24 protein-coding genes and 5 pseudogenes are annotated in these 21,715 nt (G+C 70.4%); 14 read left to right on the top strand and 15 right to left on the bottom strand.

Annotated features, from left to right (window positions below; genetic code table 11):
- The first annotated feature begins 78 nt into the window (after positions 1-78).
- A complete protein-coding gene (locus ABZT17_RS23190) occupies positions 79-1,137 on the top strand; it encodes an aldo/keto reductase (RefSeq protein ID WP_356351467.1) in 1,059 nt (352 codons plus the stop codon).
- A gap of 3 nt (positions 1,138-1,140) precedes the next feature.
- On the opposite strand, the gene ABZT17_RS23185 is transcribed toward ABZT17_RS23190, so the two are convergent.
- A complete protein-coding gene (locus ABZT17_RS23185) occupies positions 1,141-1,542 on the bottom strand; it encodes a nitroreductase/quinone reductase family protein (protein WP_356351466.1) in 402 nt (133 codons plus the stop codon).
- Between the two features lie 99 nt (positions 1,543-1,641).
- Between ABZT17_RS23185 and ABZT17_RS23180 the strand changes: the two are divergent.
- Positions 1,642-1,834 (top strand): annotated as a pseudogene (locus ABZT17_RS23180) (endonuclease); the annotation flags it as partial.
- Here ABZT17_RS23180 and ABZT17_RS23175 read toward each other — a convergent pair.
- Positions 1,817-1,999, bottom strand: a complete 183-nt coding sequence (locus ABZT17_RS23175) for a DUF397 domain-containing protein (RefSeq protein WP_356351465.1) — start codon at positions 1,997-1,999, stop codon at positions 1,817-1,819. The pseudogene ABZT17_RS23180 and the gene ABZT17_RS23175 overlap by 18 nt on opposite strands.
- 8 nt (positions 2,000-2,007) lie before the next feature.
- On the bottom strand, positions 2,008-2,859 hold the full coding sequence (locus ABZT17_RS23170) for a helix-turn-helix transcriptional regulator (protein WP_356351464.1): 852 nt from the start codon (positions 2,857-2,859) through the stop codon (positions 2,008-2,010).
- Between the two features lie 162 nt (positions 2,860-3,021).
- On the opposite strand from ABZT17_RS23170, the gene ABZT17_RS23165 reads away from it, so the two are divergent.
- Genes ABZT17_RS23165 through ABZT17_RS23155 form a run of 3 tightly spaced genes read left to right on the top strand, consistent with a single transcriptional unit; the run spans position 3,022 to position 4,069 of the window.
- Positions 3,022-3,465, top strand: coding sequence for an ATP-binding protein (locus ABZT17_RS23165; protein WP_356351463.1), 444 nt, complete (start codon positions 3,022-3,024; stop codon positions 3,463-3,465).
- A gap of 50 nt (positions 3,466-3,515) precedes the next feature.
- On the top strand, positions 3,516-3,791 hold the full coding sequence (locus ABZT17_RS23160; RefSeq protein WP_356351462.1) for a hypothetical protein: 276 nt from the start codon (positions 3,516-3,518) through the stop codon (positions 3,789-3,791).
- Positions 3,788-4,069, top strand: coding sequence for a hypothetical protein (locus tag ABZT17_RS23155; protein WP_356351461.1), 282 nt, complete (start codon positions 3,788-3,790; stop codon positions 4,067-4,069). The genes ABZT17_RS23160 and ABZT17_RS23155 overlap by 4 nt, the downstream gene beginning before the upstream one ends.
- 334 nt (positions 4,070-4,403) lie before the next feature.
- On the opposite strand, the gene ABZT17_RS23150 is transcribed toward ABZT17_RS23155, so the two are convergent.
- The 5 genes and pseudogenes from ABZT17_RS23150 to ABZT17_RS23130 form a co-directional block, all read right to left on the bottom strand.
- Positions 4,404-5,105, bottom strand: a complete 702-nt coding sequence (locus ABZT17_RS23150) for an IS3 family transposase (protein WP_356351460.1) — start codon at positions 5,103-5,105, stop codon at positions 4,404-4,406.
- Positions 5,102-5,404, bottom strand: coding sequence for a transposase (locus tag ABZT17_RS23145; protein ID WP_356351459.1), 303 nt, complete (start codon positions 5,402-5,404; stop codon positions 5,102-5,104). Before ABZT17_RS23145 ends, ABZT17_RS23150 begins: the two co-directional genes overlap by 4 nt.
- Before the next feature lie 287 nt (positions 5,405-5,691).
- Entirely contained in the window at positions 5,692-6,045 is a 354-nt protein-coding gene (locus ABZT17_RS23140; protein ID WP_356351458.1) for a hypothetical protein, read from the bottom strand.
- Positions 6,042-6,515: a hypothetical protein gene (locus ABZT17_RS23135; protein WP_356351457.1), complete on the bottom strand. Its 474-nt coding sequence runs from the start codon at positions 6,513-6,515 to the stop codon at positions 6,042-6,044. Before ABZT17_RS23135 ends, ABZT17_RS23140 begins: the two co-directional genes overlap by 4 nt.
- 143 nt (positions 6,516-6,658) lie before the next feature.
- Positions 6,659-7,002 (bottom strand): annotated as a pseudogene (locus ABZT17_RS23130) (tyrosine-type recombinase/integrase); the annotation flags it as partial.
- A 33-nt stretch (positions 7,003-7,035) separates the two neighbouring features.
- On the opposite strand from ABZT17_RS23130, the pseudogene ABZT17_RS23125 reads away from it, so the two are divergent.
- A pseudogene (locus ABZT17_RS23125) lies at positions 7,036-7,188 on the top strand (endonuclease); the annotation flags it as partial.
- Here ABZT17_RS23125 and ABZT17_RS23120 read toward each other — a convergent pair.
- A complete protein-coding gene (locus ABZT17_RS23120; RefSeq protein WP_356351456.1) occupies positions 7,177-7,659 on the bottom strand; it encodes a MarR family transcriptional regulator in 483 nt (160 codons plus the stop codon). The pseudogene ABZT17_RS23125 and the gene ABZT17_RS23120 sit on opposite strands and share 12 nt — an antisense overlap.
- Before the next feature lie 63 nt (positions 7,660-7,722).
- Here ABZT17_RS23120 and ABZT17_RS23115 point away from each other — a divergent pair, with 63 nt between their 5' ends.
- Positions 7,723-8,091, top strand: a complete 369-nt coding sequence (locus ABZT17_RS23115; protein ID WP_356351477.1) for a VOC family protein — start codon at positions 7,723-7,725, stop codon at positions 8,089-8,091.
- A 21-nt stretch (positions 8,092-8,112) separates the two neighbouring features.
- Here the strand turns inward: ABZT17_RS23115 and ABZT17_RS23110 are convergent.
- Together ABZT17_RS23110 and ABZT17_RS23105 are read right to left on the bottom strand one after the other, a co-directional pair.
- Positions 8,113-9,612 (bottom strand): annotated as a pseudogene (locus tag ABZT17_RS23110) (CehA/McbA family metallohydrolase); the annotation flags it as partial.
- 6 nt (positions 9,613-9,618) lie between these two features.
- Positions 9,619-10,488: a class II glutamine amidotransferase gene (locus ABZT17_RS23105; protein ID WP_356351455.1), complete on the bottom strand. Its 870-nt coding sequence runs from the start codon at positions 10,486-10,488 to the stop codon at positions 9,619-9,621.
- A 477-nt stretch (positions 10,489-10,965) separates the two neighbouring features.
- Between ABZT17_RS23105 and ABZT17_RS23100 the strand changes: the two genes are divergently transcribed.
- Positions 10,966-11,967: an alpha/beta hydrolase gene (locus ABZT17_RS23100; RefSeq protein WP_356351454.1), complete on the top strand. Its 1,002-nt coding sequence runs from the start codon at positions 10,966-10,968 to the stop codon at positions 11,965-11,967.
- A 57-nt stretch (positions 11,968-12,024) separates the two neighbouring features.
- On the top strand, positions 12,025-13,053 hold the full coding sequence (locus tag ABZT17_RS23095; RefSeq protein WP_356351453.1) for a helix-turn-helix domain-containing protein: 1,029 nt from the start codon (positions 12,025-12,027) through the stop codon (positions 13,051-13,053).
- Between the two features lie 97 nt (positions 13,054-13,150).
- Here the strand turns inward: ABZT17_RS23095 and ABZT17_RS23090 are convergent, their stop codons facing one another.
- On the bottom strand, positions 13,151-13,771 hold the full coding sequence (locus tag ABZT17_RS23090) for a hypothetical protein (RefSeq protein ID WP_356351452.1): 621 nt from the start codon (positions 13,769-13,771) through the stop codon (positions 13,151-13,153).
- Positions 13,772-13,977: 206 nt separating this feature from the next.
- Entirely contained in the window at positions 13,978-14,676 is a 699-nt protein-coding gene (locus ABZT17_RS23085; RefSeq protein ID WP_356351451.1) for a helix-turn-helix domain-containing protein, read from the bottom strand.
- 134 nt (positions 14,677-14,810) lie between these two features.
- Between ABZT17_RS23085 and ABZT17_RS23080 the strand changes: the two are divergent.
- The 3 genes and pseudogenes from ABZT17_RS23080 to ABZT17_RS23070 all read left to right on the top strand — a co-directional run.
- Positions 14,811-14,933 (top strand): annotated as a pseudogene (locus ABZT17_RS23080) (NADP-dependent oxidoreductase); the annotation flags it as partial.
- Positions 14,934-14,950: 17 nt separating this feature from the next.
- Positions 14,951-15,094 carry a zinc-binding dehydrogenase gene (locus ABZT17_RS23075; RefSeq protein ID WP_356351476.1) on the top strand — a complete coding sequence of 48 codons (144 nt, stop codon included), beginning with the start codon at positions 14,951-14,953 and terminating at the stop codon, positions 15,092-15,094.
- Positions 15,095-15,190: 96 nt separating this feature from the next.
- Positions 15,191-16,096, top strand: coding sequence for an NADP-dependent oxidoreductase (locus tag ABZT17_RS23070; RefSeq protein WP_356351450.1), 906 nt, complete (start codon positions 15,191-15,193; stop codon positions 16,094-16,096).
- Positions 16,097-17,209: 1,113 nt separating this feature from the next.
- Here the strand turns inward: ABZT17_RS23070 and ABZT17_RS23065 are convergent.
- A complete protein-coding gene (locus tag ABZT17_RS23065) occupies positions 17,210-18,184 on the bottom strand; it encodes a transposase family protein (RefSeq protein WP_356351449.1) in 975 nt (324 codons plus the stop codon).
- 474 nt (positions 18,185-18,658) lie between these two features.
- Positions 18,659-19,282: a TetR family transcriptional regulator gene (locus tag ABZT17_RS23060; RefSeq protein ID WP_356351448.1), complete on the bottom strand. Its 624-nt coding sequence runs from the start codon at positions 19,280-19,282 to the stop codon at positions 18,659-18,661.
- An 80-nt stretch (positions 19,283-19,362) separates the two neighbouring features.
- On the opposite strand from ABZT17_RS23060, the gene ABZT17_RS23055 reads away from it, so the two are divergent.
- Together ABZT17_RS23055 and ABZT17_RS23050 are read left to right on the top strand one after the other, a co-directional pair.
- A complete protein-coding gene (locus ABZT17_RS23055) occupies positions 19,363-20,295 on the top strand; it encodes an oxidoreductase (RefSeq protein WP_356351447.1) in 933 nt (310 codons plus the stop codon).
- A gap of 543 nt (positions 20,296-20,838) precedes the next feature.
- Positions 20,839-21,708: an LLM class F420-dependent oxidoreductase gene (locus ABZT17_RS23050; protein ID WP_356351446.1), complete on the top strand. Its 870-nt coding sequence runs from the start codon at positions 20,839-20,841 to the stop codon at positions 21,706-21,708.
- Positions 21,709-21,715 lie beyond the last annotated feature (7 nt).

Genomic DNA, 21,715 nt, shown 5'->3' with positions numbered 1-21,715 from the left:
GGTGAAGTGCGCTCCAAGTCCTAGGCTGACGCTTCCGAGTCACCCCCGCCCCTGCCCCGCCTGCGATGGAGTACCGGCATGCGCTACCGCGTCCTCGGCAAGACCGGCATCGAGGTCAGTACCCACTGCCTCGGCACGATGATGTTCGGTGCCGTCGGCAACCCCGACCACGAGGACGGCGCGCGGATCATCCATGCCGCGCTCGACGCCGGCGTCAACTTCGTGGACACCGCCGACATGTACTCGGCCGGTGAGTGCGAGGAGATCGTCGGCAAGGCGCTGAAGGGGCGGCGCGACGACGTCGTACTCGCCACGAAGGTGCACTTCCCGATGGGCGAGGGCCGCAACCGCAGCGGGAACTCGCGGCGCTGGATCGTCCGGGCCGTCGAGGACAGTCTGCGGCGCCTGGACACCGACTGGATCGACGTCTACCAGGTGCACCGCCCCGACCACACCACCGACATCGAGGAGACGCTGTCCGTCCTCACCGACCTGGTGCGGGCGGGCAAGATCCGGGCGTTCGGCTGCTCCACGTTCCCCGCCGAGGAGCTCGTCGAGGCCCACCATGTGGCGGAGCGGCGCGGACTGATGCGGATGCGCACGGAGCAGCCGCCGTACTCGATCCTCGCGCGTGGCATCGAACGCGCCGTGCTGCCCACCGCGCTGCGTCTGGGCATGGGTGTGCTGACCTGGTCCCCACTGGCCTCGGGCTTCCTCTCCGGCGCCTACCGCGCGGGCCGCCCCGTCGACCTCACCACCGGCCGCGCCAAGCTCACCCCGCACCGCTTCGACCCGGACGCTCCGGGCAACCCGGCGAAGTTCGCGGCCGTGGAGCAACTGATCGCTCTGGCCGAGGAACTGGGCTGCACCCTGCCCGAACTCGCCGTCGCCTTCCCCCTGGTCCACCCGGCCGTCACTTCGGTCATCATCGGGCCGCGCACCATGGACCAGCTCACCTCCCTGCTCGCGGGAGCGGACCTGCTGCTCGACGACGCGACCCTCGACCGCATCGACGAGATCGTGGCCCCAGGGACCGACCTCTACCGGGCGGACGGCGTATGGCAGCCGCCGGCCCTCACCGAGCCGGCCCTGCGCAGGCGCCCGGCGGGGGAGCGGGCGGCGGCGGACACCCTGTAGGCGTCAGCCGTCGAGATCCACCCGCACCGTCAGCAGCCCCGCCCCGATCGTCCGTACGGCCACACTGTTCAGTGACCGGAGCTTCCGCAGCCGGGCGACGGGGTCGTCGTCCGGCAGCAGATGGGCCGTCCCGGTGTGCCACCGCCCGCGCAGCCGGACCCGCACCCGCGGGTCGGCCCGGATGTTGCGCACGTACTGCGAACGCTCCCCGAACTCCGACACCAGCCAGAACGAGTCCCCGACCCGACGCCCACCGACCGGTGTGCGCCGGGGCAGGCCCGAGGTACGGCCCGTCGTCTCCAGGACGGTCTGCAGCGGAAGACGCCGCATCAACGGGTTGAGCCGACGCTGGAACGCGGTGGCCAGCCGGTACTTGGTCTCCGAGTGAACGGGGCGGGTCGTCATGCTCTCCGGGACTCCTGTCGTGTCGCGCCGACGGTGGTCTTCAATGTCTCTCACCTTGCCCCGGCGAGAGACGGCGGGGCGGCCGATGCGCGTGGTGACGTGGACGCCTGGGAGTACGCCGACCCCACGGCTCGCCGCCACCTGGGACCCCGCGAACCCGCACGTCCGGGTCGCCCCACCGGCCCGCATCCGCACCGTCCGCCGCGTGGGAGACACCCCGGTGGACGGCACCTGGCCCTCGGATCATGCGGCGGTGGTGGCCGACCTGACAGATTCAGCGCACGGCGGATGACTTCAGCAGGTCGAGCAGGGCGGTGAAGGCGGCGGGGGTGACGGTGAGGATGGTGTGGGGCGGGTCGTTGTCTGTGAGGTGGACGGCGGTGGGGGAGGTGGATATGTGGACGCAGGCGTCGCCTTCCTGGCAGTGGGACGACTTGTGCCAGCGGTACGGGGTCATGTCGGCTCCTACAGGTTCTGGGCGATGGTGTGGATGAGGTCCCGTGACTTCTCGGGGCTGAGAGCGCTGGATTCCACGCTGTCGAGCAGGTTCCGGTACTTCTCCAGCAGGGCCTCGGCGTCCAGCAGGACCGGGCCGTGGAACTGGTCGAGTTGCGCGGTGTCCAGCTGAGGCACGGGCCCGTACAGGTAGTTGATCGACTGCCCCGAGCCGGGAAAGGCACCGACGTCGAACGGCAGCACGCGGATCGTGACGTGTTCCTGTTCGCTCATGTCGAGCAGATGCCGCAGTTGCGCGCGTGCCACGTTCCGGCCGCCGACGCGCATGTGCAGCGCCGCCTCGTGCACGGTCGTGCGGTAGGGCGTGGGGCCTGTGCCGTACAGGAGTCCCTGGCGTTTGATCCGGTGTGAGACACGGTGCTCGACCTCGGGGGGCGTGGGCGCGGGGATCACGTGACGGAAGATCTCGCGTGCGTGATCGGCGGTCTGGAGCAGCCCCGGCATATGGGAGGTGTACGCGGTGCGCATGGCGGTGGCGTGATGTTCCAGTTCGGCGAGGTCGAGGAGTCCCGCCGGGAGGACCTCGCGGTACGACTCCCACCAGCCGAGTGTCCTGTCGGTGGCCATGCTGATCAGGGCCTCGACGAAGGCCTGGTCCGAGCAGGAGTAGATGCCGGCCAACGCCCGGATGCGTTCCGGGCTCACCCCGAACCGGCCGGACTCCACATTGCTCAGCTGGCCTTGGCTCGTGCCGAGTGTGCGCGCGGCCTCCGTCGCCGTCATGCCCGAGCGCTCGCGCATCTTGCGCAGCTCCACGGCGATGCGCAGACGACGTGCTGTCAGCGCAGGTCTGGCAGGCATGTGTGCGCTCCTCTTGGACGTGCGTTCCATCAGCGAGTCACTCACAAGAGTGAAACAAGGCGAATTATCTCTGGATTGCGCAAATGTAATTTGCCGCCCCTCTATCGTCATGCGGAGACGGCACGCACCCGTCCAACTCCCCTCTGTGATCGGAGACTTCCGTTGGCCACCGTATCCCCGTCCTGGAACTACACCCTGCATCTCCCGCACGATCCACGCGCACCGGGGATCGCCAGGGGCGCCCTACGGCTGATTCTGGCCGCGCACGAGATGCCCGAACTCACCCCCACAGCGGAGCTGCTCGCGGCCGAGTTGCTGGCGAACGCGCACTCTCACACCGAGGGCCCGTACATCCTGCGCCTCCTGTCGACGGAACCCGGCCGGGTACGGGTGGCGGTCTGGGACACGGACCCGCGCGTCCCGCAGGCCTTCGTGAGCGCCACCACCGCCCCACAACCCCCGCCGGACGCCGAGCACGGCCGCGGCCTGCGCCTGGTACGGGCCTGTGCGGACGCCTGGGGCTCCTCGGTGCCGCGCGAGCTGGGCGCTTCGAAGGGCGGCAAGCTGTTGTGGGCGGAGTGCGGAAGCGGGGCGGCAGCGTGGTGACCCGCGCCATACTGGGAGGCGGAGCGTGGTCCCGTCGGCAGGAGCAGATCATGAGCGCACAGCCCGAGCACGGCTGGGAAGCTATGCCGCTGCCGGAGATCCGGACCGTGGACGATCTACGCAGTGCGCTGAGCCGCTACGGCTTCCCGGGCGATCGGGAGCGCTTCGAGGAGGAGCTGGCGGCGGCCATAGGAGCATCCCTGACCGACGACTTCGCGGCCGCCGCAGCCGTGGTCCGCGCCTACCGGCACCGGGTCCTGATCAGGAACTCGCCCGAGATCATGACGGCCCTGGAAAACGCCCGCGCGGGGGGCGGCGGCGAGTGAACGAGGTCCCGCTGGAGGAGGCCGAACTCGCCAGGAAGGCGTTCGGCGGTCTGACGGAGGAGGAGCGGGATGTCGTACGGGATGCGCTCGAAGTCATCGCACGCGATCCCGCGGCGGGCCGCGAGGTCCCTGGCTGGCGGCCGCCGTCCGTGGAATACACGTACACGACCCCCCTGGCACATGACACCGCCGAGGCAATCACGGTCGTGTACACGCACACCCCGGGAATGGGGGTGACGGTCGTCTACTACTTCCGTGATCCACAGGTGGTGGACTGAGCCGAGCACGATTTCGAGGGCGTCGGATCTTGGGCAGGAACTCCCGAGATCACAGGCCGCCGCTGGCTCTGCCTCCCCTTCTTGCGCACTCCTGTGGATGTCACTTTGGAGCAAGGGGCCGAAGCCGCAGGTCGGACCAAGAGGCCGGACCTGCGGCTTCGTGGGACGACGTTGCTCACGTGTAGTAGCCGCTGCAGTCGACGATGAAGTTGGCTGTGCCGGAGCTGTTGTTGTAGATGCTCATTTGTCCGGTGCTGTCGGTGGGGGTGAGGGTGAGGTTGGCGAGGGTGTCGCCGGTGCCTGAAGTGACTCCTCGGGTCCCGACGCTTCCGTTTTATGCCGCGAGGTCCAGCCGTTGATGGCAGCGGACCCTGGCCTGGTACGGCGTGAGGTAGCCGATGGTCGAGTCGATGCGCTCCCGGTTGTAATGCTCCGCGATCCACCGGAAGATGTCCTGTCGAGCCTCCGCTCGCGTCCCCCAGGCCGTGGTGCCGATCTCTGCTTTCAGGACCGCGAAGAAGCTCTCCGCGGCTGCGCTGACAGTCGAAGCACGAACCGGTGCGGCCGGTACTCTGTCGAATGTCCAACTCGGCCAGCAGTTCCCGGAATTGGCGAGACGTGTACTGACCGGATTCAAGCGTTTCAGCCCGGGCATCGGCGCGGTGAAGTCCCGCAGAATCAGGTCCGGCGAGGGCGGCGCCGTACGGTCCTGTTTCGTCAGCGACCGCGATTTCCGTCGTGTTATTCCGACGATCTCCCGCTCCCGCATGACCCGGGCCACCCTTTTCCGGTTCATCAAGCACCCCTGGCCACGCAGCTTCTGGGTGATCCGGCGGACGCCGTAGGCGCCCCGGCATTCCGTGTGGATCTCCCGGATCCGGCCGGCCAGCTCCTCCTCCGCCTCGGCCTTCGCCTGGCGCGTCTCCTTGTTGCTGTGCCAGAGGTAGTAGCCGGAGCGGTCCCAGCCCGGCACATCGCACATCCGCTTCACCGCGTGGGCGATCCGGTGCTCGTCGACGAAACGGAAGCGGATCACCGTGTCGTCTCCCGTGCGAAATGGGCGGCGGCTTTCCGGAGGATCTCGTTGTCCTTCTTGAGCCGGGCGTTCTCCCGCCGCAGGCGCTTGAGCTCTTCCTTCTCGTCGGGGGTCATGTCGGCGTCATCCCCGCCGTCCGGCGCCCGGGCGCGGGCTTTGTCCTCGTGGACCCACTTTCGCAGGGTCTCCAGATGGATGCCCAGACCGTGGGCGATGTCTGTGAGGGAACGGTCCGTCGAGGAGCGCACCAGGTCCACCGCGTCCCGCTTGAACTCTTCGGGGTAGTTCTTCCGCACCATGGATCACTTCCCCTGGATGACGAAACATCCAGCGTCCAGGTGTCGGAATTTCGGGGGTCACTCCACGCCGCACCGCCACCGACTACGCCACCGCCGAACCCGGCGACTTCCACTGACTCGACGCCATTGGACGCCGAGCCGACGGGAGGGCTGACCAGCTCCGGGCTGCTGGCGCAGCAAGTTGTCCCGGTGGATAACCCAACGGGCTGTCCAACGGGAAGGGGCGGGCCTGCTGAGGGGCGTCGCCGGGCCCGCCGTCGGGCGGTTGGCAGCCGTCCATCGGTGCGTCAGTCCGTGGCCTTGGGGTGGCCGGTGCCGGCGTAGGAGATCCAGGCGGTGCGGTTGGCGTCGTCGAGCAGGTACCAGATGCGTCCGCCGCCGGTGACTTCGTACTGCCAGCGTTCCAGGGTCTGCCCCTTGTAGGTGGTGGTGCCGAGTTTGCCCTTGAGCCGGTGCTGACGCTCGGGGTTGTCGGCGGCGCGAGGCATGGCGCGGATCCTCTCGAAGGCGCGGCGCAGGTTGCCCGGTGCCTGGCGGCTCAGGTGTTCCCAGCCGTCGGCGGCCTCGCTGTTGGCGAACCGGAGGTCGTACTCGTCGCCGGTGGGGGGCGGCGCGGCCCGGTCTCCGCGCTTCGGGCTCACTCCGCGGCCCCGGGTGCGGGGACGGGTCCCAGGTCGCCCTCGGGCTCACGGGTCAGCAGTGCGTACAGCGCGGGATCCGCGTAGATCTCAGCGCTGTGCCTCCACTGGGTGAGCAGGAGCGCGATCGGGGAGAGGTTGTCCAGGGCCACCGCGCCGCGCGCCGTGTCGACCAGCTCGGCGAGCAGGGTGTCGACGTCCTCGGCGGGCAGGAAGGTGCTCCACGGGAGGGCTTCGGGCAGCGCCTGGCGCAGGGCGCCGATGTTCTCGGTCCGGACCAGTCCGGCGAGCAGGCGGGAGGTGAAGTCCACGACGGTGGCGTCGCGCTCCATCTGGTCGACGCGCATGAGGGCCAGGTCGCCCGCGTCGCGTCTCCGCAGCCGCAGCGCGCGGACGGCGTCGAGCCGGCGCGCGGTCGCGGCGGGATGGTGGAGCAGCTCACTGAAGGGCACGTCCTCGTAGGCCGTAGTCATGACATCCACGGTAGCTCGGATGTCAGTCGAAGGATAGGTTGCACGACGACCAACCCCCCATGATGGTCTAGACCTCTGACGGCAGTAGTGACGGCGACAACCACGCGCGCCGGCGTACTTCGACGCACCCCGACGCACCGTGCGCGGCGGATGCTGGCGGTCCCTCCGTCGAGGTCGAGGTCTTCCCGACGCAGGCCGAGGAGTTCACCCCTGCGCAGCCCGGTACGGAGAGTCAGTTAGAACAGCGCAGTGAGCCGGTGTCCCTGGGTGGCGGCGAGGAACTGCCGGGCCTCGTCGGCGGTGAGGGGTTGAACCGGGCGCGGGCGGGGTGTTCGCGTGCGGACGTTGTGCGCGATGTTGCGAGGGATCTCCTCCTGCAAGACGGCGTGCTCCAGCGCGGACTTGAGCGCGCGGAGTGGATGTAGGCGAGCGTCAGGGGCGAGGGCCGCTTGCGGCAGCAGCGGCCGAGTGCGCAGCAGCGTGGGCGGCGCCCGGTCTGGACGATGGGGTCGCGTCCGGCGTCCACATCGACTACGTCCACGTGGCCCCACCGGGCCCGAGCGGCCTCGGCCACGTCCGCGCCGTCCGCCGGGTGGGGGACGGCCCGGTGGACGGCGGCTGGCCCTCGGACCACGCGGCGGTGGTGGCGGACCTGGCCGACTCACCGTTCTGAGTCCGCTGGAGGCGGTGCGCCCTCGTTGTCACCGCGCAGGGAGTGGATCATGTTCTGCAGGAGCTGGAAGGCCTGGGTCTGTTCGGGCTCGGTCAGGGACGCCAGCATTCTGGTTTCGACGGAGCGGACCGCCGCGCTGGCCTTGTCGAGGCTTCGGCGGCCGCGGGGGGTGAGCCGGGTGGGCAGCGCCTTGCCGACGGGTGCCTGCTCGGGCCTGGTCACGTAGCCGTCGCGTTCCAGGGCCTGGAGCAGCACGTTCATCGTCTGCCGGGTGACGAACGCACCCCGGGCGAGCTCGGAGTTCGACAGGCCCGGTCGCTGCGCCAGCAGTTCCAGGCAGGAGTAGTGGGTGACGCTCATGCCGAGCGGCCGCAGGACTTCCTCCATGGCCGCGCGCAGGGCGCTCGACGCTTCTTTGAGCAGGTAGCCCAGTGACGTCTCCAGGTCGATGCCAGCACCTTCTTGACTCATGTCAGTATTCTGACATAGCTTGCGGCGTGTCAGAAAACTGACATGAAAAGAAGGAGCGTCACCATGCCCGCCACCGGCCCCGACTTCATCTCGCTCCAGGTCCGCGACCTCGACGCCTCACAGGCGTTCTACGAGCGGTACCTGGGCCTGGTCCGCTCACCGGCAGGACCCCCGCACGCCGTCGTCTTCGAGACGAAGCCGATCGCGTTCGCCCTGCGCGACATCATCCCCGGCACCGACCTCGCCTCCGTCGCCCAGCCCGGCATCGGCGTCGCGATCTGGCTCCACGCCACCGACGTCCAGGCCATTCACGACGCGCTCGCCGCCGACGCCCACACCATCGTCTCCGCGCCGATCGACGGTCCCTTCGGCCGGACCTTCACCTTCGCCGACCCCGACGGCTACCGGATCACCCTCCACGACCGCACCTGACCGGCCGGGCGGCTGTCCCCGCCCCAGAAACACCGGATTGGTGAATCCCGCCAGCGCCCCCGGCACCACCCCCGCCGCCGTCTCGTGCCTCAACTCGGCCCGTACATAGGCCGCGTACGAAGCCGTCGTACGCCATTCCACGCTCCCCGAGCCGGACACCGGCAGGGGATCGCCGGTCAGCAGCAGCCCCTGGTCCGTGACCAGGCGGATCGTGCAGCGCGGCCCGCCCGATGCCTCCGCCCGGACCGTGACCGGCGTGTCCGCGCCGACCTCAAGGCGTTCCCCGATGCCGGCGTGCTCGCCGCGCGGCCCCGTCGCCACCAGCGACAGCGTCACGTCCTTCGACTCGGCGACATACGACCGCCCCGCCCGGATGCCCTCCTGGATCGCCTCCCGGGTGAGGTCGTCGGCGAGGACGACCGTCTGGGGGAGGCCCACGACATCCGGGTCCCGGTGGGCGTCGCTGTTGCCCGTCGCGGGGAGCCAGCGGCGCCCCTCCCGCACCGACGCCACCAGCTGGTTGTCCCACTCGGCCAGGGTCACCTCGTCGTCGGGCGTGTACGGGCCGTTCCACACCTCCACCGCGTCCGCCTCCCCGAACCCGAACTTCCAGCCGCAGCCGATGCACGTGGCGTGCGGATGGGCGGGGACCACCAGGCCGCCCGCCCGGCGGATCCGGCGGGCGAAACGGCCGAAGCGGTTGTCCCGGGCCCGGTAGCGCCAGTCGACGAAGGTGCCGGGGTCCGTGCCGAGGGCGACCACATGGCCGTTCCTCGTGGTGATCTCCTCGCCCAGCATGATCAGCAGGTCGTCGCCCGCCTCGGAGGCCCAGTGCGGGTGCGCGGAGTGGGTGTTGTGGTCCGAGGAGTTGATGAAGTCCAGCCCGGCGGCGCGGGCGAGCGCCGCGATCTCCGCCGGCGTGCGCCGCCCGTCGGAGTACCAGGAGTGGAGATGACCGTCACCCCGGTACCAGGCACGCCCCCGTCCGGCCGCACGCGAGGGCGGGTACACCGGCCGCGGGGTTTCGCCGGGGTCGCCGTACGTGAGAGTGATCATCAGCTCGTACGACAGTCCCCGCGGTGCCACCGTGTAGGGGCCCAGGGCCACATGCCAGGTCCCCTGCCGCACCGGCCCCGGCACATACCCCGGCGTCGCGTCGTCCGCCCGGACGAAGAACTCCGTGCGTGCCCCGCCCGACCAGCCCCGGAAGCCGGGACCGCCGAGTTCGGTGCCGCCTTCGTCGAAGAGGCCGATGTCGAGGGCGTTGCCCTGGGTGCCGGCCGGGACGGACGGCCTGTCGTAGGTGTAGGCGACCCCGATCTCCCGCACGCCCGCCGGGACCTCGACCGGTACGTACACGAAGTCCGGCGACCCCGGGGGCAGGGTGCCCCGTACGGTCCTGGTCTCCTGGGCTCCCTGGTCAGGGCCCGTGCCCCGCCCGTCGCCCGGGCCCTGTCCGTCCGCCGCTGCGAAGCTCACCCTCCCCAACGTAAGCGCGGCCACCGCGCCCGTCACGCACAGAACGCGTCAGGCGGCACGCTGGGAGGCGGCGGCGTCCGGTCGCAGGTCGTCGAGGGTGAGCCGGTGGGCCGGCGGGTCCGGCAGCACGACACGGCCGGTGGTGTGGAGACCGGAGCCGACGTGGAGGAGCTCTCCGGGCTCCAGGAGGCGCCAGCCGGGGTTGTCGTCCATGCGCTCGCTGGCGACGACGACGGCGGGGTGCCCGGCCAGGTGGGCGGAGTGGACGCGCATACGGCCGTGGCTGCCGCTGTGGTCGAGGTGCCGGGTTCCGTGCAGACCGCCGGCCGCGCGCTCGAGGACGTAGAGCTCATGGGTGTCCGGGTAGCGCAGCGCCCACAGCTCGTCGGCGGTGACGAGGATCAGGTTGAGGGCGTACACGGGCAGGTTCCCGGCGATCCAGCGCGCGGCCCGCTCGATGCCGGCACGGACGTCTCCGCCGGTGCGCCGGATCTCCCGGGTGATCAGGGCGAAGAACCGCTCGGAGTCGGTGTCGCCCGCCACGAGCGACCGGTCCTCGCCGAGCTGGGCGTCGAGTGCGTCGAGGCCCTCGATGACGCCGTTGTGTGCGAACAGGCGTCCGTCCTGCTCGAAGGGGTGGGTGTTGCGGGCGTCCAGGCTGCCGGTGGAGGCGAACCGCACATGGGCGACGAAGGTGGCCGACCGCACCTGCCGGGCCTCCTCGGCGAAGGCGCGGTCCCGGTAGGCGGCGATGGGCGCCTTGTCGATGTGCGCCACCCCGTCCGCTCCGAAGTGCCCGAGGCCGGTGCCGTCGGGGTCGTGGTGGCTCTGCCGGCTGAGACTGTCGGGGGCGTCGAGGAGCCAGAAGGTGGCATGGGTGCGTTCCGGGGCGCTGCTGAGACCGAAAAGGCGGCACACGGCACTTCCTCCTTCACAGCCGGACGGGTCGGCCCCTCATGGCCTCGGCCGGTCATGACCTCGGTGGGTGAAGCCCTCGCGGACTGCCGGGACCAGGCAGCCTCCGCAGGATCGGCCCGTGGGCATGCCGGGTGCCCGACGCACCCCCCGCGAAACGGGGTACGACCTGCGTGGGTACCCCTGGTCCTGGGTGAACCGTGAACCGTCCCACGTCGCCACGAGAAGAGGTCTCCATGGACTCCCGCACGGCCGAGTACGTACGAATCATCCAATGCCACTGTGCCCCGCCGGCGCACGGGTCCTGGTCCACCTCAGGCCGGACGCGCAGAACCACTCGCCGTCCGCCCCGAGCCCCCGGACCCCGCCATCTGGCGGGGTGAACGGAAACATTTCCCGCCGCCTGCGGGTTTCTCCACCGGAGCCTGCCCCTGAAAGTGGGGGCCACAGGTGCCCGTCTCGTTCCCGAAGGAGAGAACGATGGCCGATCGAACGACAGCAGACATCCTCGGCAGTGTGACCACCCGCCCGGCGTTCGACCCCGAACTGGCTCCCGTCGCAGAGGCCATGCGCGCGATGATCCCCCCTCTGTCGCAGGAGACCCTCACGATGATGCGGCAGGCCTCGGGGGAGGGCTACGGTGTGGAACCGGTCGACCTGACAGCAGGCGGGGCAGTGAAAGTGGAGGAGCGCCAGGTCCCCGGGCCGGACGGCGCGCCGGACATCACGCTACTCATCCTCAGCCCCGTGCGGGACAGCGGGCCGAAGGCGGGCATCTACTCCATTCACGGCGGTGGGATGGTCGGCGGAAGCCGCCGGCAGGGGGTGGATCTGCTGCTCCCTCATGTCGCAGAAGGCAACGCCGTCGTGGTGTCGGTCGAGTACCGACTGGCCCCGGAGCACCCCGACCCCGCTCCGGTGCAGGACTGCTACGCAGGGCTGGTGTGGACGGCGAAGAATGCGGCTGATCTGGGGATCGACCCCGATCGCCTGCTCATCGCCGGAACGAGCGCCGGGGGTGGCCTGGCGGCCGGTATCGCGCTGATGGCACGCGACCGTGCCTTCCCCAACCTCAGCCACCAGGTGCTGATCTGCCCCATGCTCGATGACCGCTGCGAGACGCACAGCAGCCGCATGCTGGACAGGGAGGGAATATGGGACCGCAACGACAACCTGTGGGGCTGGACCGCCCTGCTGGGTGAGCGGCGCGGCGGCCCGGACGTGTCGCCGTACGCCGCTCCGGCCCGCGCCGAAAACCTCAGCGGTCTGCCTCGCACCTACATCGACACCGGCTCGGCGGAGACCTTCCGCGACGAGATCCTCACCTACGCGCGGCGCCTGTCAGAAGCGGGCGTGAGCGTCGATCTCCACATGTGGGGAGGCGGCTTCCACGGATTCGACCTCATGGCGGCCCACGCGGCTGTGTCGCGCGCCTCCAACGCGACCCGCGACGAATTCGTACGGCGCGCCCTGGAGGTCTGAGGAGCCGGGCCGGCCACGGACACGGCGTCGGTGCGGCAAAGGATGCGGGAGGTTGGCGTGCGTGATCTCATCGGCAGGCTGGAAGTCGTCGACGACGCGGCAGCCAGTGCGCTGAGCGTCATCGATCACTTCGACAGCCTGGTCGAGGAGCGGGCGCCGCTCGCGGCTGTGGTCCGTGCGGCCGCCGCGCTGGCGGGATGTGCCGCCGGCCTGCACGACGCCGGTCGCGGGATCACCCGGCGGTATGCCTCCGACGGACACGCACTGCCCGAGGACACAGGCCCTTCCCAGGCCAGAGCCCGCACCGCTGTCCCGGGCCGACCGGGGTCATGGGTGTGGCTGGAGCGCAGCGGTACGGACGGGCCGCTGGACGCCCTCATCCTCGAACGGTCGGCCAAAGCGGTCCAGACTCTCACCAGGGACTCGGCCCCTCCCTCGGCCGGATCTGCGGTGAGGATCGCCTGTGATCCCGATGCCTCGGAGGCCGACCGTCACGACGCGGTCGCCAGGCTGGGCCTCACCACCGGCATCGTGACCGTCGTCGTCAGTGACTCGGCGGGGCCGTGGACACCGCGCGGCACCCGGATCGGGAAGCACCACGTCACGCTGCTTCATGGCACACCGGTGCTGCCCCAGGGTGTGCGAGCCGGAACGGCGGTCGCGCAGGAGCCCGCACACCTGCCGACCGCTATGGAGCAGGCCCGTGTCGCGCTGCGACTGGCCGACCGCGTGGACGGGGTCGGTCCGAGCATCGTGGCGTTCGACAGCCTCGGAGCCCTGGCCGCCGTCGCCGAGCGGATCACTGCGCAGGAGGCGGGGGCCGTCGAGGACGTACGCCGCCTCGACGAGGTGCGGGCCACCCGCCCGTGGGTGATCGACACCCTGCAGGCGGTGCTTGATCCGACCAGCCTGCGGCAGGCCGCCGCACTGCTTCACATACACCATTCCACTCTCCAGGAACGCCTCACCTGGCTCGCGTCCCAGCTCGGGTACCCGATCGCCAAACCGGGCGGGCGTCAACGCGCCACCGTCGCCCTCCTGCTCTGGCGGATCGCTCACAGCGAGAACACGGGTACCGACGAATAGGCGACAGCGGCCACCACGGCTGTCCCCCTCGACCCTTCGTACCCAGCGGGTCACCGGTCCCTGCCCACGCGGTCGGTCGGGAGCGGGTTGCGATCGATCACCGGCCAGCCCTCACGCACCGCCACGCCACACAACTGTTCACCACCTTGAGTAATGCGTCCATGACCTTGAGTAAACCATAAAGCCGCAGGTCAGGTCCCTGCAGATGCAGAGCGGGGAAACGCGCTGGGCGGCGGTGCGTGTGGGTGCCGGGGCGGCGCTCGAGCTTGCGGATGGGCACGGGCAGGAGGGTGCTGGTGCCGTTGTCCAGGTACACACGCTCGTGGACTCGGCCGTCCTTGGACCAGAGTTCATGGCGGCAGCGGGGGTGGTCGAGAGTGCGGATGTATCGAGTCCGGGCCCCTTCCTGCTGCTTGTTGATGAGGAGTCTGCCGCGGCGGGCGATGACGTCGCGGTGCATGCCGCGCATGGCGCCGTCGTACAGGACGCCCATGCAGCCGCTGGCTTCGTCGAAGATGGCGCAGGCGAGCTGGAGCGCTACGGCGGCTTCTCCGCCTTGCTGGTCGTGGGGGACGTGGGCGTAGCGCAGGGAGACACGGCGCAGGTAGCCGCGGTGCCGGGTGGAGAAGACGACGAACTTGGTGCCCAGGACGAGTGCTTCTGCGCTGCCCTCGTCTTCAGTGTCTTGGGTGCTGTCGCCCTCGTCTCCGGCAGACAACTGCGCAGCCGCAGCCGCAGCAGCAGGCAGACACCCTGATGATCACCGGTCTCGTGCCTGTGCTGTTACCGCGTCAACTCCCGCCCCACGCGGACGATCTACGCGATCCCGGAACTCGCAACCGCCCTGCTGCCTCGGCGTCTGAGGGGATCACTCGAGACCGTGATGTGACCGCAGGGATGTTCCGGTCATGGCGGTGGATCGTCTCATGGCGGTGGGTCGTTGCTGGGTGGCGGGTCGGGGATGATGCCTTGGGTGCGTTGCATGGCCCGGTAGAGGGCGTCGTGTGCGGGCGGTGGCGGTAGCGGCTGGGGGTTGCCGGCGGCGAAGGCTTGGAGCAGGTATTCGACGTGGCGCTGCCAGGTTTCGGGTGCGGTGGCCGCGGTGGCGGCGACGATGCCTGCGTTGGCCATCAGCAGTACGGCCATGTCGTGGGGGTGGAAGTCCGGCCGGAGCCGGCCGGCTGCTTTGGCCTTGTCGACGATGGTGACCCAGTCGTTGTAGGCGCTGTCACGCCGGTTCTCCAGCTCCTCGATTGCTGGGTTGACTGGGGTGAAGGTGAGGGTGAGGAGGTCGGCGAAGCCGCGGTCGCCGGACTGCATGGCGCATACGCGGCGTACGTAGCCGCAGAACCCGCGCCATGGGTCCGGGTCGGCGAGGGCCTCGGCGGCCGCGTCGGCGTAGGCGCGCATCTTGTCGCCGAACGCGGCGGCGATCAACGACGCGCGGTCCGGGAACCGGCGGTGCACGGTGGCCTCGCCGACCCCGGCCTGCCGGGCGATCTCGTCGAACGGTACCTGCAGGCCGGATTCGGCGAAGGCGCGCTGTGCTGCGGCCACGATCAGGGCGCGGTTGCGGGCGGCATCGACGCGCAGGGGTCGCTCGGGCGGGGTTCGTTCGGTCACGGCTCCACGGTCGCACAAGTGGCGGACATCCGCCACTTTCATGCTACGGTGAAGTGAAGGAAGGGCTCCACTTGCGTGGTGCCCGCAGACGGGCGGTGGGTCCTGCGCCCACGCGACCTGAGAGGCGTCCTTCGGTGCGAGCAGTGACTTACCACCGGTACGGAGATCCGCCGGTGTCGACGGTCGAGAAGGTGCCCGAGCCGCACGCCGGCCCGGGACAGATCCGGATCCGCGTCGCCGCGGCCGGCGTCAACCCGCCTCGGTCCTTGAGCAGCTGAGCGAGGTCGTCACGGCCGGAAAGCTCACACCCGTCATCGACCGGACCTACCCGCCGCGCGACACGGCCGACGCGATGGTCTGTCGCCACACGGAACGCGCCCGCGGAAAGGTCGTCGTCACGGTCACCGAGGCCGCCTGAGCGCCCCGCAGCAGGGCGCCCACCCACAGCCCACCACCCCTCCAACTATCGACTCCCAATTACCCGATTCCACAAAGAACTTGGAGGTCCTTTTCGATGCGAGCAGTGACCTATCACGAGTACGGCGACCCGTCGGTGCTGAGGGTCGAGGAGGTGCCCGAGCCGCACGCCGGTCCGGGCGAGGTCCGGATCCGGGTCGAGGCCGCCAGTGTCAACCCGATCGACGTCAAACTCCGGGCCGGGTACCTGAAGGAGATGATGCCGCTGCAGTTCCCGAAGATCCCGGGCCGGGACGCGGCCGGAGTGGTGGACGAGGTCGGTGACGGCGTTGCGGGTGTCGCCGTCGGCGACCGGGTGTTCGGGAACTCGGCCGTGGGGACCACGGCCGAGTACGCGGTGCTCTACGAATGGGCGCCGGTACCGGACGCGTGGACGATGGAGCAGGCCGCGGCCGTGGGGGTGGCGGCCGAGACGGCGGTCCGCGTGCTGAACGAGCTGAAGGTCGGTGCGGGCAGCACGCTGCTGGTCGAGGGTGCCTCCGGTGGTGTCGGCAGTGCCCTGGTCCAGTTCGCCGTCGCCCGCGGAGCCACCGTGATAGGCACCGCCGGCGAGGGCAACCAGGAATACCTGCGCTCGCTCGGCGCCACACCCACGACCTACGGGCCCGGGCTGGCGGACCGCGTGAGCGCGCTCGCTCCCGCCGGTGTGGATGCCGTCGCCGACGTGGCGGGCGCCGGCTCCGTGCCGGACCTCGTCAAGATCGCACCCACTCCGGCAGCCGTCGTCTCCATCGCCGACCCGACCGCTCAGCAGCACGGCACCCGTCTCTCGCTCGCCCCCGACGTCGCCACGCCGGCCTCGCTGGTGGAGGCCGCGGAGCTGGGGGCGGCGGGAGCGTACGTCCCGCACATCGAAGCCACCTACCCCCTCGACCGGATCGCCGAGGCCCACGCCCGCAGCGAGACCGGCCACGCCCGGGGCAAGCTCGTCATCACGATCTGAGCAGGCCGCACGGCCCCGGCGATCGGCACCGTCCTGCTCGCCACGATCGCCGCCTACGCCAAGACCTCCCGCGTCACCGGCCACCTCACCTCGGCCACGACAAGGCCACAGCAGCACCTGCTCCGGCCTCGGAACCCGGACGCTCGTGATCGCACACCGATGCCGACCCATCCCCTTTAACCCGTTTCGACCTGGCTGGGCATGATGCCGTGCCCATCGCATCCCACCTGCACACCTGCCTGCCCGGGCCGCCGACACAACGGCCCACGTCCCAGAACGGTTCATGATGGACAGACGAGCATTCCTGACCGTCGGCGGCGCTGCCGCCGGCCTGGCACTTCTTGGTTCCGCTCCGGCCGCCGGGGCCGCACCGGCGACGACACATTCCGGACCAGCCGAACGCCGCGCCGGTCTCTACCCTGATATCGCGGACACCAGCCACGCCTCCAAGAGGGCAGTGGCCTTCTTCCGCAGCTACTTCACGGCCAAGAGCCTGCATGACCCCGACGCCTTCACGGAGCACTTCCTCCGGTCCCAGGTCGGCTACTACGACGCCGTTCTCGGCGGCAGCGTCGCCGTGACCGACTGGACCACCTTGAAGGAAGGGAACACCCAGGCCATGAGCAGCTGGCCAGCGGGCGCGCTGGCATACCCCTTGCGCATCTTCGGCGACACCCACAGCGCCATCGTCCACTTCGTCGACACACCCGAAATGTTCGGGGCGGAAATCCGCGCGATCTCCACGTTCGACTTCAAGGACGGCAGGATCACCCGCCAGGTCGACTACTGGGACGGGCGACGCAATCCCGCCATCACCGGCCGCGCCCCGGACGACCAGTACCCGCGCACCCTCGGCGTGGACAAAGTACGGCAGAACGCATCCCCGGTCATCGACAGGGTCGCCCGTCAACTGGCCGCCGCGATGGCGGCGGGCGACGCCGCACACAGCGCAGCGCTGTTCTCCGCCGACGCCGTCTTCGAGGACCTGACCACGAGAGCCGGCCTGGAGGGACGGCTGGCGATCGGCCGCTACCTCCAGCGAGCGCTGCCCCAGCTGCCGTACGGGCCGGGGGCGGTGGTCCGCCACGTGCTCGGCAGCGCACAAGGCGGCGGCTACGAGTGGGTCGTGGACGGCAGGCCGGAGCTGAGCGGCGTCACCGCACTGCAGCTCGACAGCGCGGGCAGGATAACCCGGCTCAGCACCGTCTGGGACGGTTCGCGGCACAGCGATCCGGCCATGCGGTCCCTGGCGGCCCTCTCCATCGAGGACTGACACAGCTGTCCCGCCCGAGCCGAGAACGGGTGATCATTGACGGTTATCGGCATCGCCGGCCCCGGCGGCCGGCACGTCCCGCCCTTCGGCCGCTCCCGGGAAGGGGCGCCCGCGCGCTCCTTCCCGGCCCCTCTCTCCTCCCCTTCCCAAAAGATCCTCTCCCGTGAACGTCTTCCTGTGACCGCCCCGGCCAGGTCGGCGATCGATTCCAACAGCGGCTGGGAGCGGGTGACTTCGTTCGTCTTCTCGCCGATGTCAGGCTGGGCCAGGACCAGGCCGCCGGCATGGTCGAGTGCGGCCAGCAGGTGGATCTTCCGGCCGCCCGCTCTGGCCGCGCCGCGCAAGGACTTGCCGTCCACCGCGAGCGCACGCGCCGCGCCGCCGGTCGCGGTGCGGCGATCGGCCAGCCATCGGCCCAGTGCCACGTCCAGGGCGTCACCGTCCAGCCGGGCCAGCAGCCGGCGCACGGTGCTCTCGGCGGGCAGGTCGCGCCCCGGCATGACCGGATCGGGGCGCAGGCCGAGGGCTTCCAGCGCGTGTGCGGGCGCGTCGGCGATCCACCCGCCCACTGCGAGAAGCGAGGTCACGCCGGTCAGGACCGCGCACGCGGTCAGCGCATGCACCACGACCAGCCGGTGGCGCACCCCGCGCGGATCACGTGGGTCCGGGATCTCGGCCAGGCGCTCCAGCGGCCCCGGGAACTCCTCGGGGGCGGCCGGCGGCTGGGCGCCGAGCAGGTCAAGAGCGGGCTGGATCGGGGGATGCGTATACGGGCACGGTCTTCCATCGGGATCACGGGGCGTAGACACTCCCATGATCACGGAAGCCGGGACACGGCCAGCAACCGGACAGACCGTCACCTACCGGCCCCAGCAGCGACTTTGCCCAAGCCTTGGGCCCCTCCCCTGTGGACAGCTGCGGCTGACCGCCGGGAAGGATGGGGGCCACGAGCACATCATCACGTCAGGGGCGGTTGTGCGGCTGACAATCGACACCGGGACGGCCACCTACGAGCAGGCGATCGCCGCCGTCCAGGCCGCCTACGGGCTACGGCCGGCCGTCCCGCGCGCCTGGCCGGACGCACCGGACGCGGAACCGCGCAACCGCTCCCACATGGGAGTTCGTGCCCGCGTCGAGCACACCTTCGCCCGGATGAAGGCCCGGGAGATCAGGGGGCTGCCGATCAGTAACTCTTCGGTGCCGTACGGGATCTATGACATCGGCGCGGATGCCGGCTGGGTGTGGGCAGCCCGCACCGCGCACCGTCGGCAGCAGCCGGGGTTCGGGAGTCAGTTCGCGCCGATGGCGAGGGCGAGAGTCGGCGCGACGGCCGTGAAAGCCTCGTCGAGCAGTTCGTCCATATCGACGGTGCCGGCGCCCTCTGACCAGCGACGCAGCGACGTGTTGAACGCGGTGAGTGCGACACCGGCGGCGAGCCTCGGCCACAGGTCGGTCTCCGGGGCGAGGCCGGTGCGTTCGGCCAGGATCGTCGTCATCTCGTCCTGCCAGTGCGTCTGCCGCTCCAGGAAGCGGGCCAGCAGGGCCGGGGTGTCGAGGACCAGCCTGGTCAGGGACTGCGTCTTCGCCGGATCGCCGGCCATCATCGCGGTGAACACCGACAGGGCGTGACGCAGTGCCACTGCGGGTGACTCGTCGGCGGGCCGGGCGCGCAGTTCCGCGCACAGCTGTGTGCCGGATCCCGCCAGCATGTGCACGATGACGTCTTCCTTGGACTCGAAGTAGCGGGAGAACGTGCGGCGCGACATGCCCACGGCGGCCGCGATCTGGTCGACCGTCGTCTCGTCGAATCCCTTGTTGGCCAACAGATGGACGGCGGCTTGGGTCAGTTCGTCGCGTACGAGCTGACGCTTGCGCTCGGCCAGGTTGACCGCGGGAGCTCTCGTCGTGTCCACCACCATATGCTACATCGCGCTAGTTCGGTCTCACCAGGAAAAGATTGACACACTGAGTCATAAATGGCAGCCTGGGAAACATGGTAGACAGCAAGTGGACCGCTGACAGAATCCCTGACCTGAACGGCCGGACGGCCGTTGTGACCGGCGCCAACAGCGGCCTCGGTCTGGCCACCGCCCGAGAGCTCGCCCGGCACGGGGCGCACGTCGTACTGGCCGTGCGCGACGAGGACAAAGGACGTCGAGCCGCCGCGGAGATCGGCGATGCCCAGCCCGGCGCGCGCCTGGAAGTACGGCGTCTGGACCTGGCCGACCTCGACTCCGTCAAGGCATTCGCCGCCGGGATGCACGACCGCGGGACCGGCGTGGACGTCCTGGTCAACAACGCCGGCGTGATGGCGCCGCCCCGCACGCTGAACCGGCACGGGCAGGAGGTGCAGTTCGCCAGCAACCATCTGGGCCACTTCGCCCTCACCGGCCTCCTGCTGGACCTGCTGCACGCCGGCCGCGATCCGCGGGTGGTGACCGTCACCTCGGCCCTGCACCACGGCGCCCGCATCCCCTTCGACGACCTGACCGGCGCCACCTCGTACGCGCCGATGCGGTTCTACCGGCAGTCCAAGTTCGCCAAGGTCGTGTTCGCCCTGGAGTTCGACCGTCGCCTGCGCGCGGCGGGCAGCCCCGTGCGCAGCCTGCTGGCCCAACCCGGCTTCTCGGCCACGAACCTGATGACCAGTGGCCCGACCGGCCCCCTGCGGACCTTCGTCACACTCGGCCGCGCACTGGTCGCCCAGGACGCCGCGTCGGGCGCCCTGGCCACGTTGTACGCGGCGACCGCGCCCACTGTCGAGGGTGGACAGCTCTTCGGTCCCGACGGCTTCCGACACCTGCGGGGACATCCCACGACGCTCCATCCCGACCCCGCGGCCGAGGACCCGGAGACCGCACGGCGACTGTGGCAGCTCTCGGAGGACCTGACCGGCGTGCCCTATGCGGCCGCCTTGCCGGCCTGACGCGCCGCCGACACAGAGGGCTCCACAACAACCAGGACAGTGGACAGACCATGACGGCAACGCCGAAGGTGCCGCCGCAGATGCGGCGCAACGCCTTCGACCCGGTCGAGAAACTGGCCCAGGCGCGCGACGGTGAAGGCGCGGTGCGGATGATGGCGCCGTTCGGCGTGCCCGCGTATCTCGTTCTTCCCTACGCGGATGTCCGCGAGGTGCTGTCGGACCCGACCCGGTTCAGCAGTGCCTTCCGCACGGGCGGCACACCTGGTGGCGCGACCCGGGTGAGCGCGGAGGAGCGAAGGCGACAAGAAGACCCCACTCACTCCGACCGCTCAGCCGGCTCGCCCGGGTCGAGCCCCCGGTGCGGTTCGGGTTCGGTTCCACCCCGCGTACGCCCTGTCTGGTCCGGGTCACCATCACGGTGGCGGTCCCGCCAGTCACGCCCGTCACGCCCGTCCCGCCCGTCCCGGACCCGCTCTCCGGCCGCGGATTGAATGCCGACCGGTCGGTATGGACATCTGATCCCGGCCCCGGTACAGATAGGTCATGCGAATCGCCGTAACGATCTTCCTCACGGACGAGACCATCGCCCCCACCCGGCTCGCCCGTGAGCTGGAGCAGCGCGGTTTCGCCGGCCTGTACCTGCCCGAGCACACCCACATCCCGGTCGAGCGGACGACCCCGTATCCGGCGGGCGGCGAGCTCCCGCCCGAGTACGGCCGCACCCTCGACCCCTTCGTCGCCCTGGGCCAGGCCGCCGCCGTCACCGAGCGGCTCGCCCTCGGCACCGGCATCACCCTGGTCGCCCAGCACGACCCGATCGACCTCGCCAAGCAGATCGCCACCCTCGACCATCTCTCCGGAGGCCGTTTCACCCTCGGCCTCGGCTTCGGGTGGAACGTGGAGGAAGCCGCCGACCACGGTGTCGAGTGGCGTACCCGGCGGGAGCTGGTCCGGGACCGGATGGCGCTGATGCGGGCGCTGTGGACGGAGGAACCGACGGCGTACGAGGGGGAGTTCGGCCAGGGCGTACGGGCCTCCTCCGCCTACCCCAAGCCCGTCCAGAAGCCGCGCGGGCCGGTCGTCGGACCCCGCACCCTCATCGGCGGGGCGGCCGGTCCCAAGCTCTTCTCGCACATCGCCGAGTACGCCGACGGCTGGCTCCCCATCGGGGGCCGCGGCCTGACGGAGTCCCTGCCGGTGCTGCGGGCCGCCTGGGCGGACGCGGGCCGCGACCCGGAGGCGCTGCAGGTCGTCCCGTACGCCGTCTTCCCGACCCCGGGCAAGCTCGCCCACTACACGGACCTGGGCATCGAGGAGGTCGTCGTACAGCTGCCGCCGGCGGGGGAACCGGAGGTGCTGCGGATGCTGGACGAGTACGGCACCTTCCTGAGCGGCTCCAGTGACACCGTGTAACGAGCGG

The organism is Streptomyces sp. NPDC005648, from assembly GCF_040605395.1.
GTDB lineage: Bacteria > Actinomycetota > Actinomycetes > Streptomycetales > Streptomycetaceae > Streptomyces.
The sequence above is the reverse complement of the archived record's forward strand: the minus strand, read 5'-3'. Positions and strand labels throughout refer to the sequence as shown.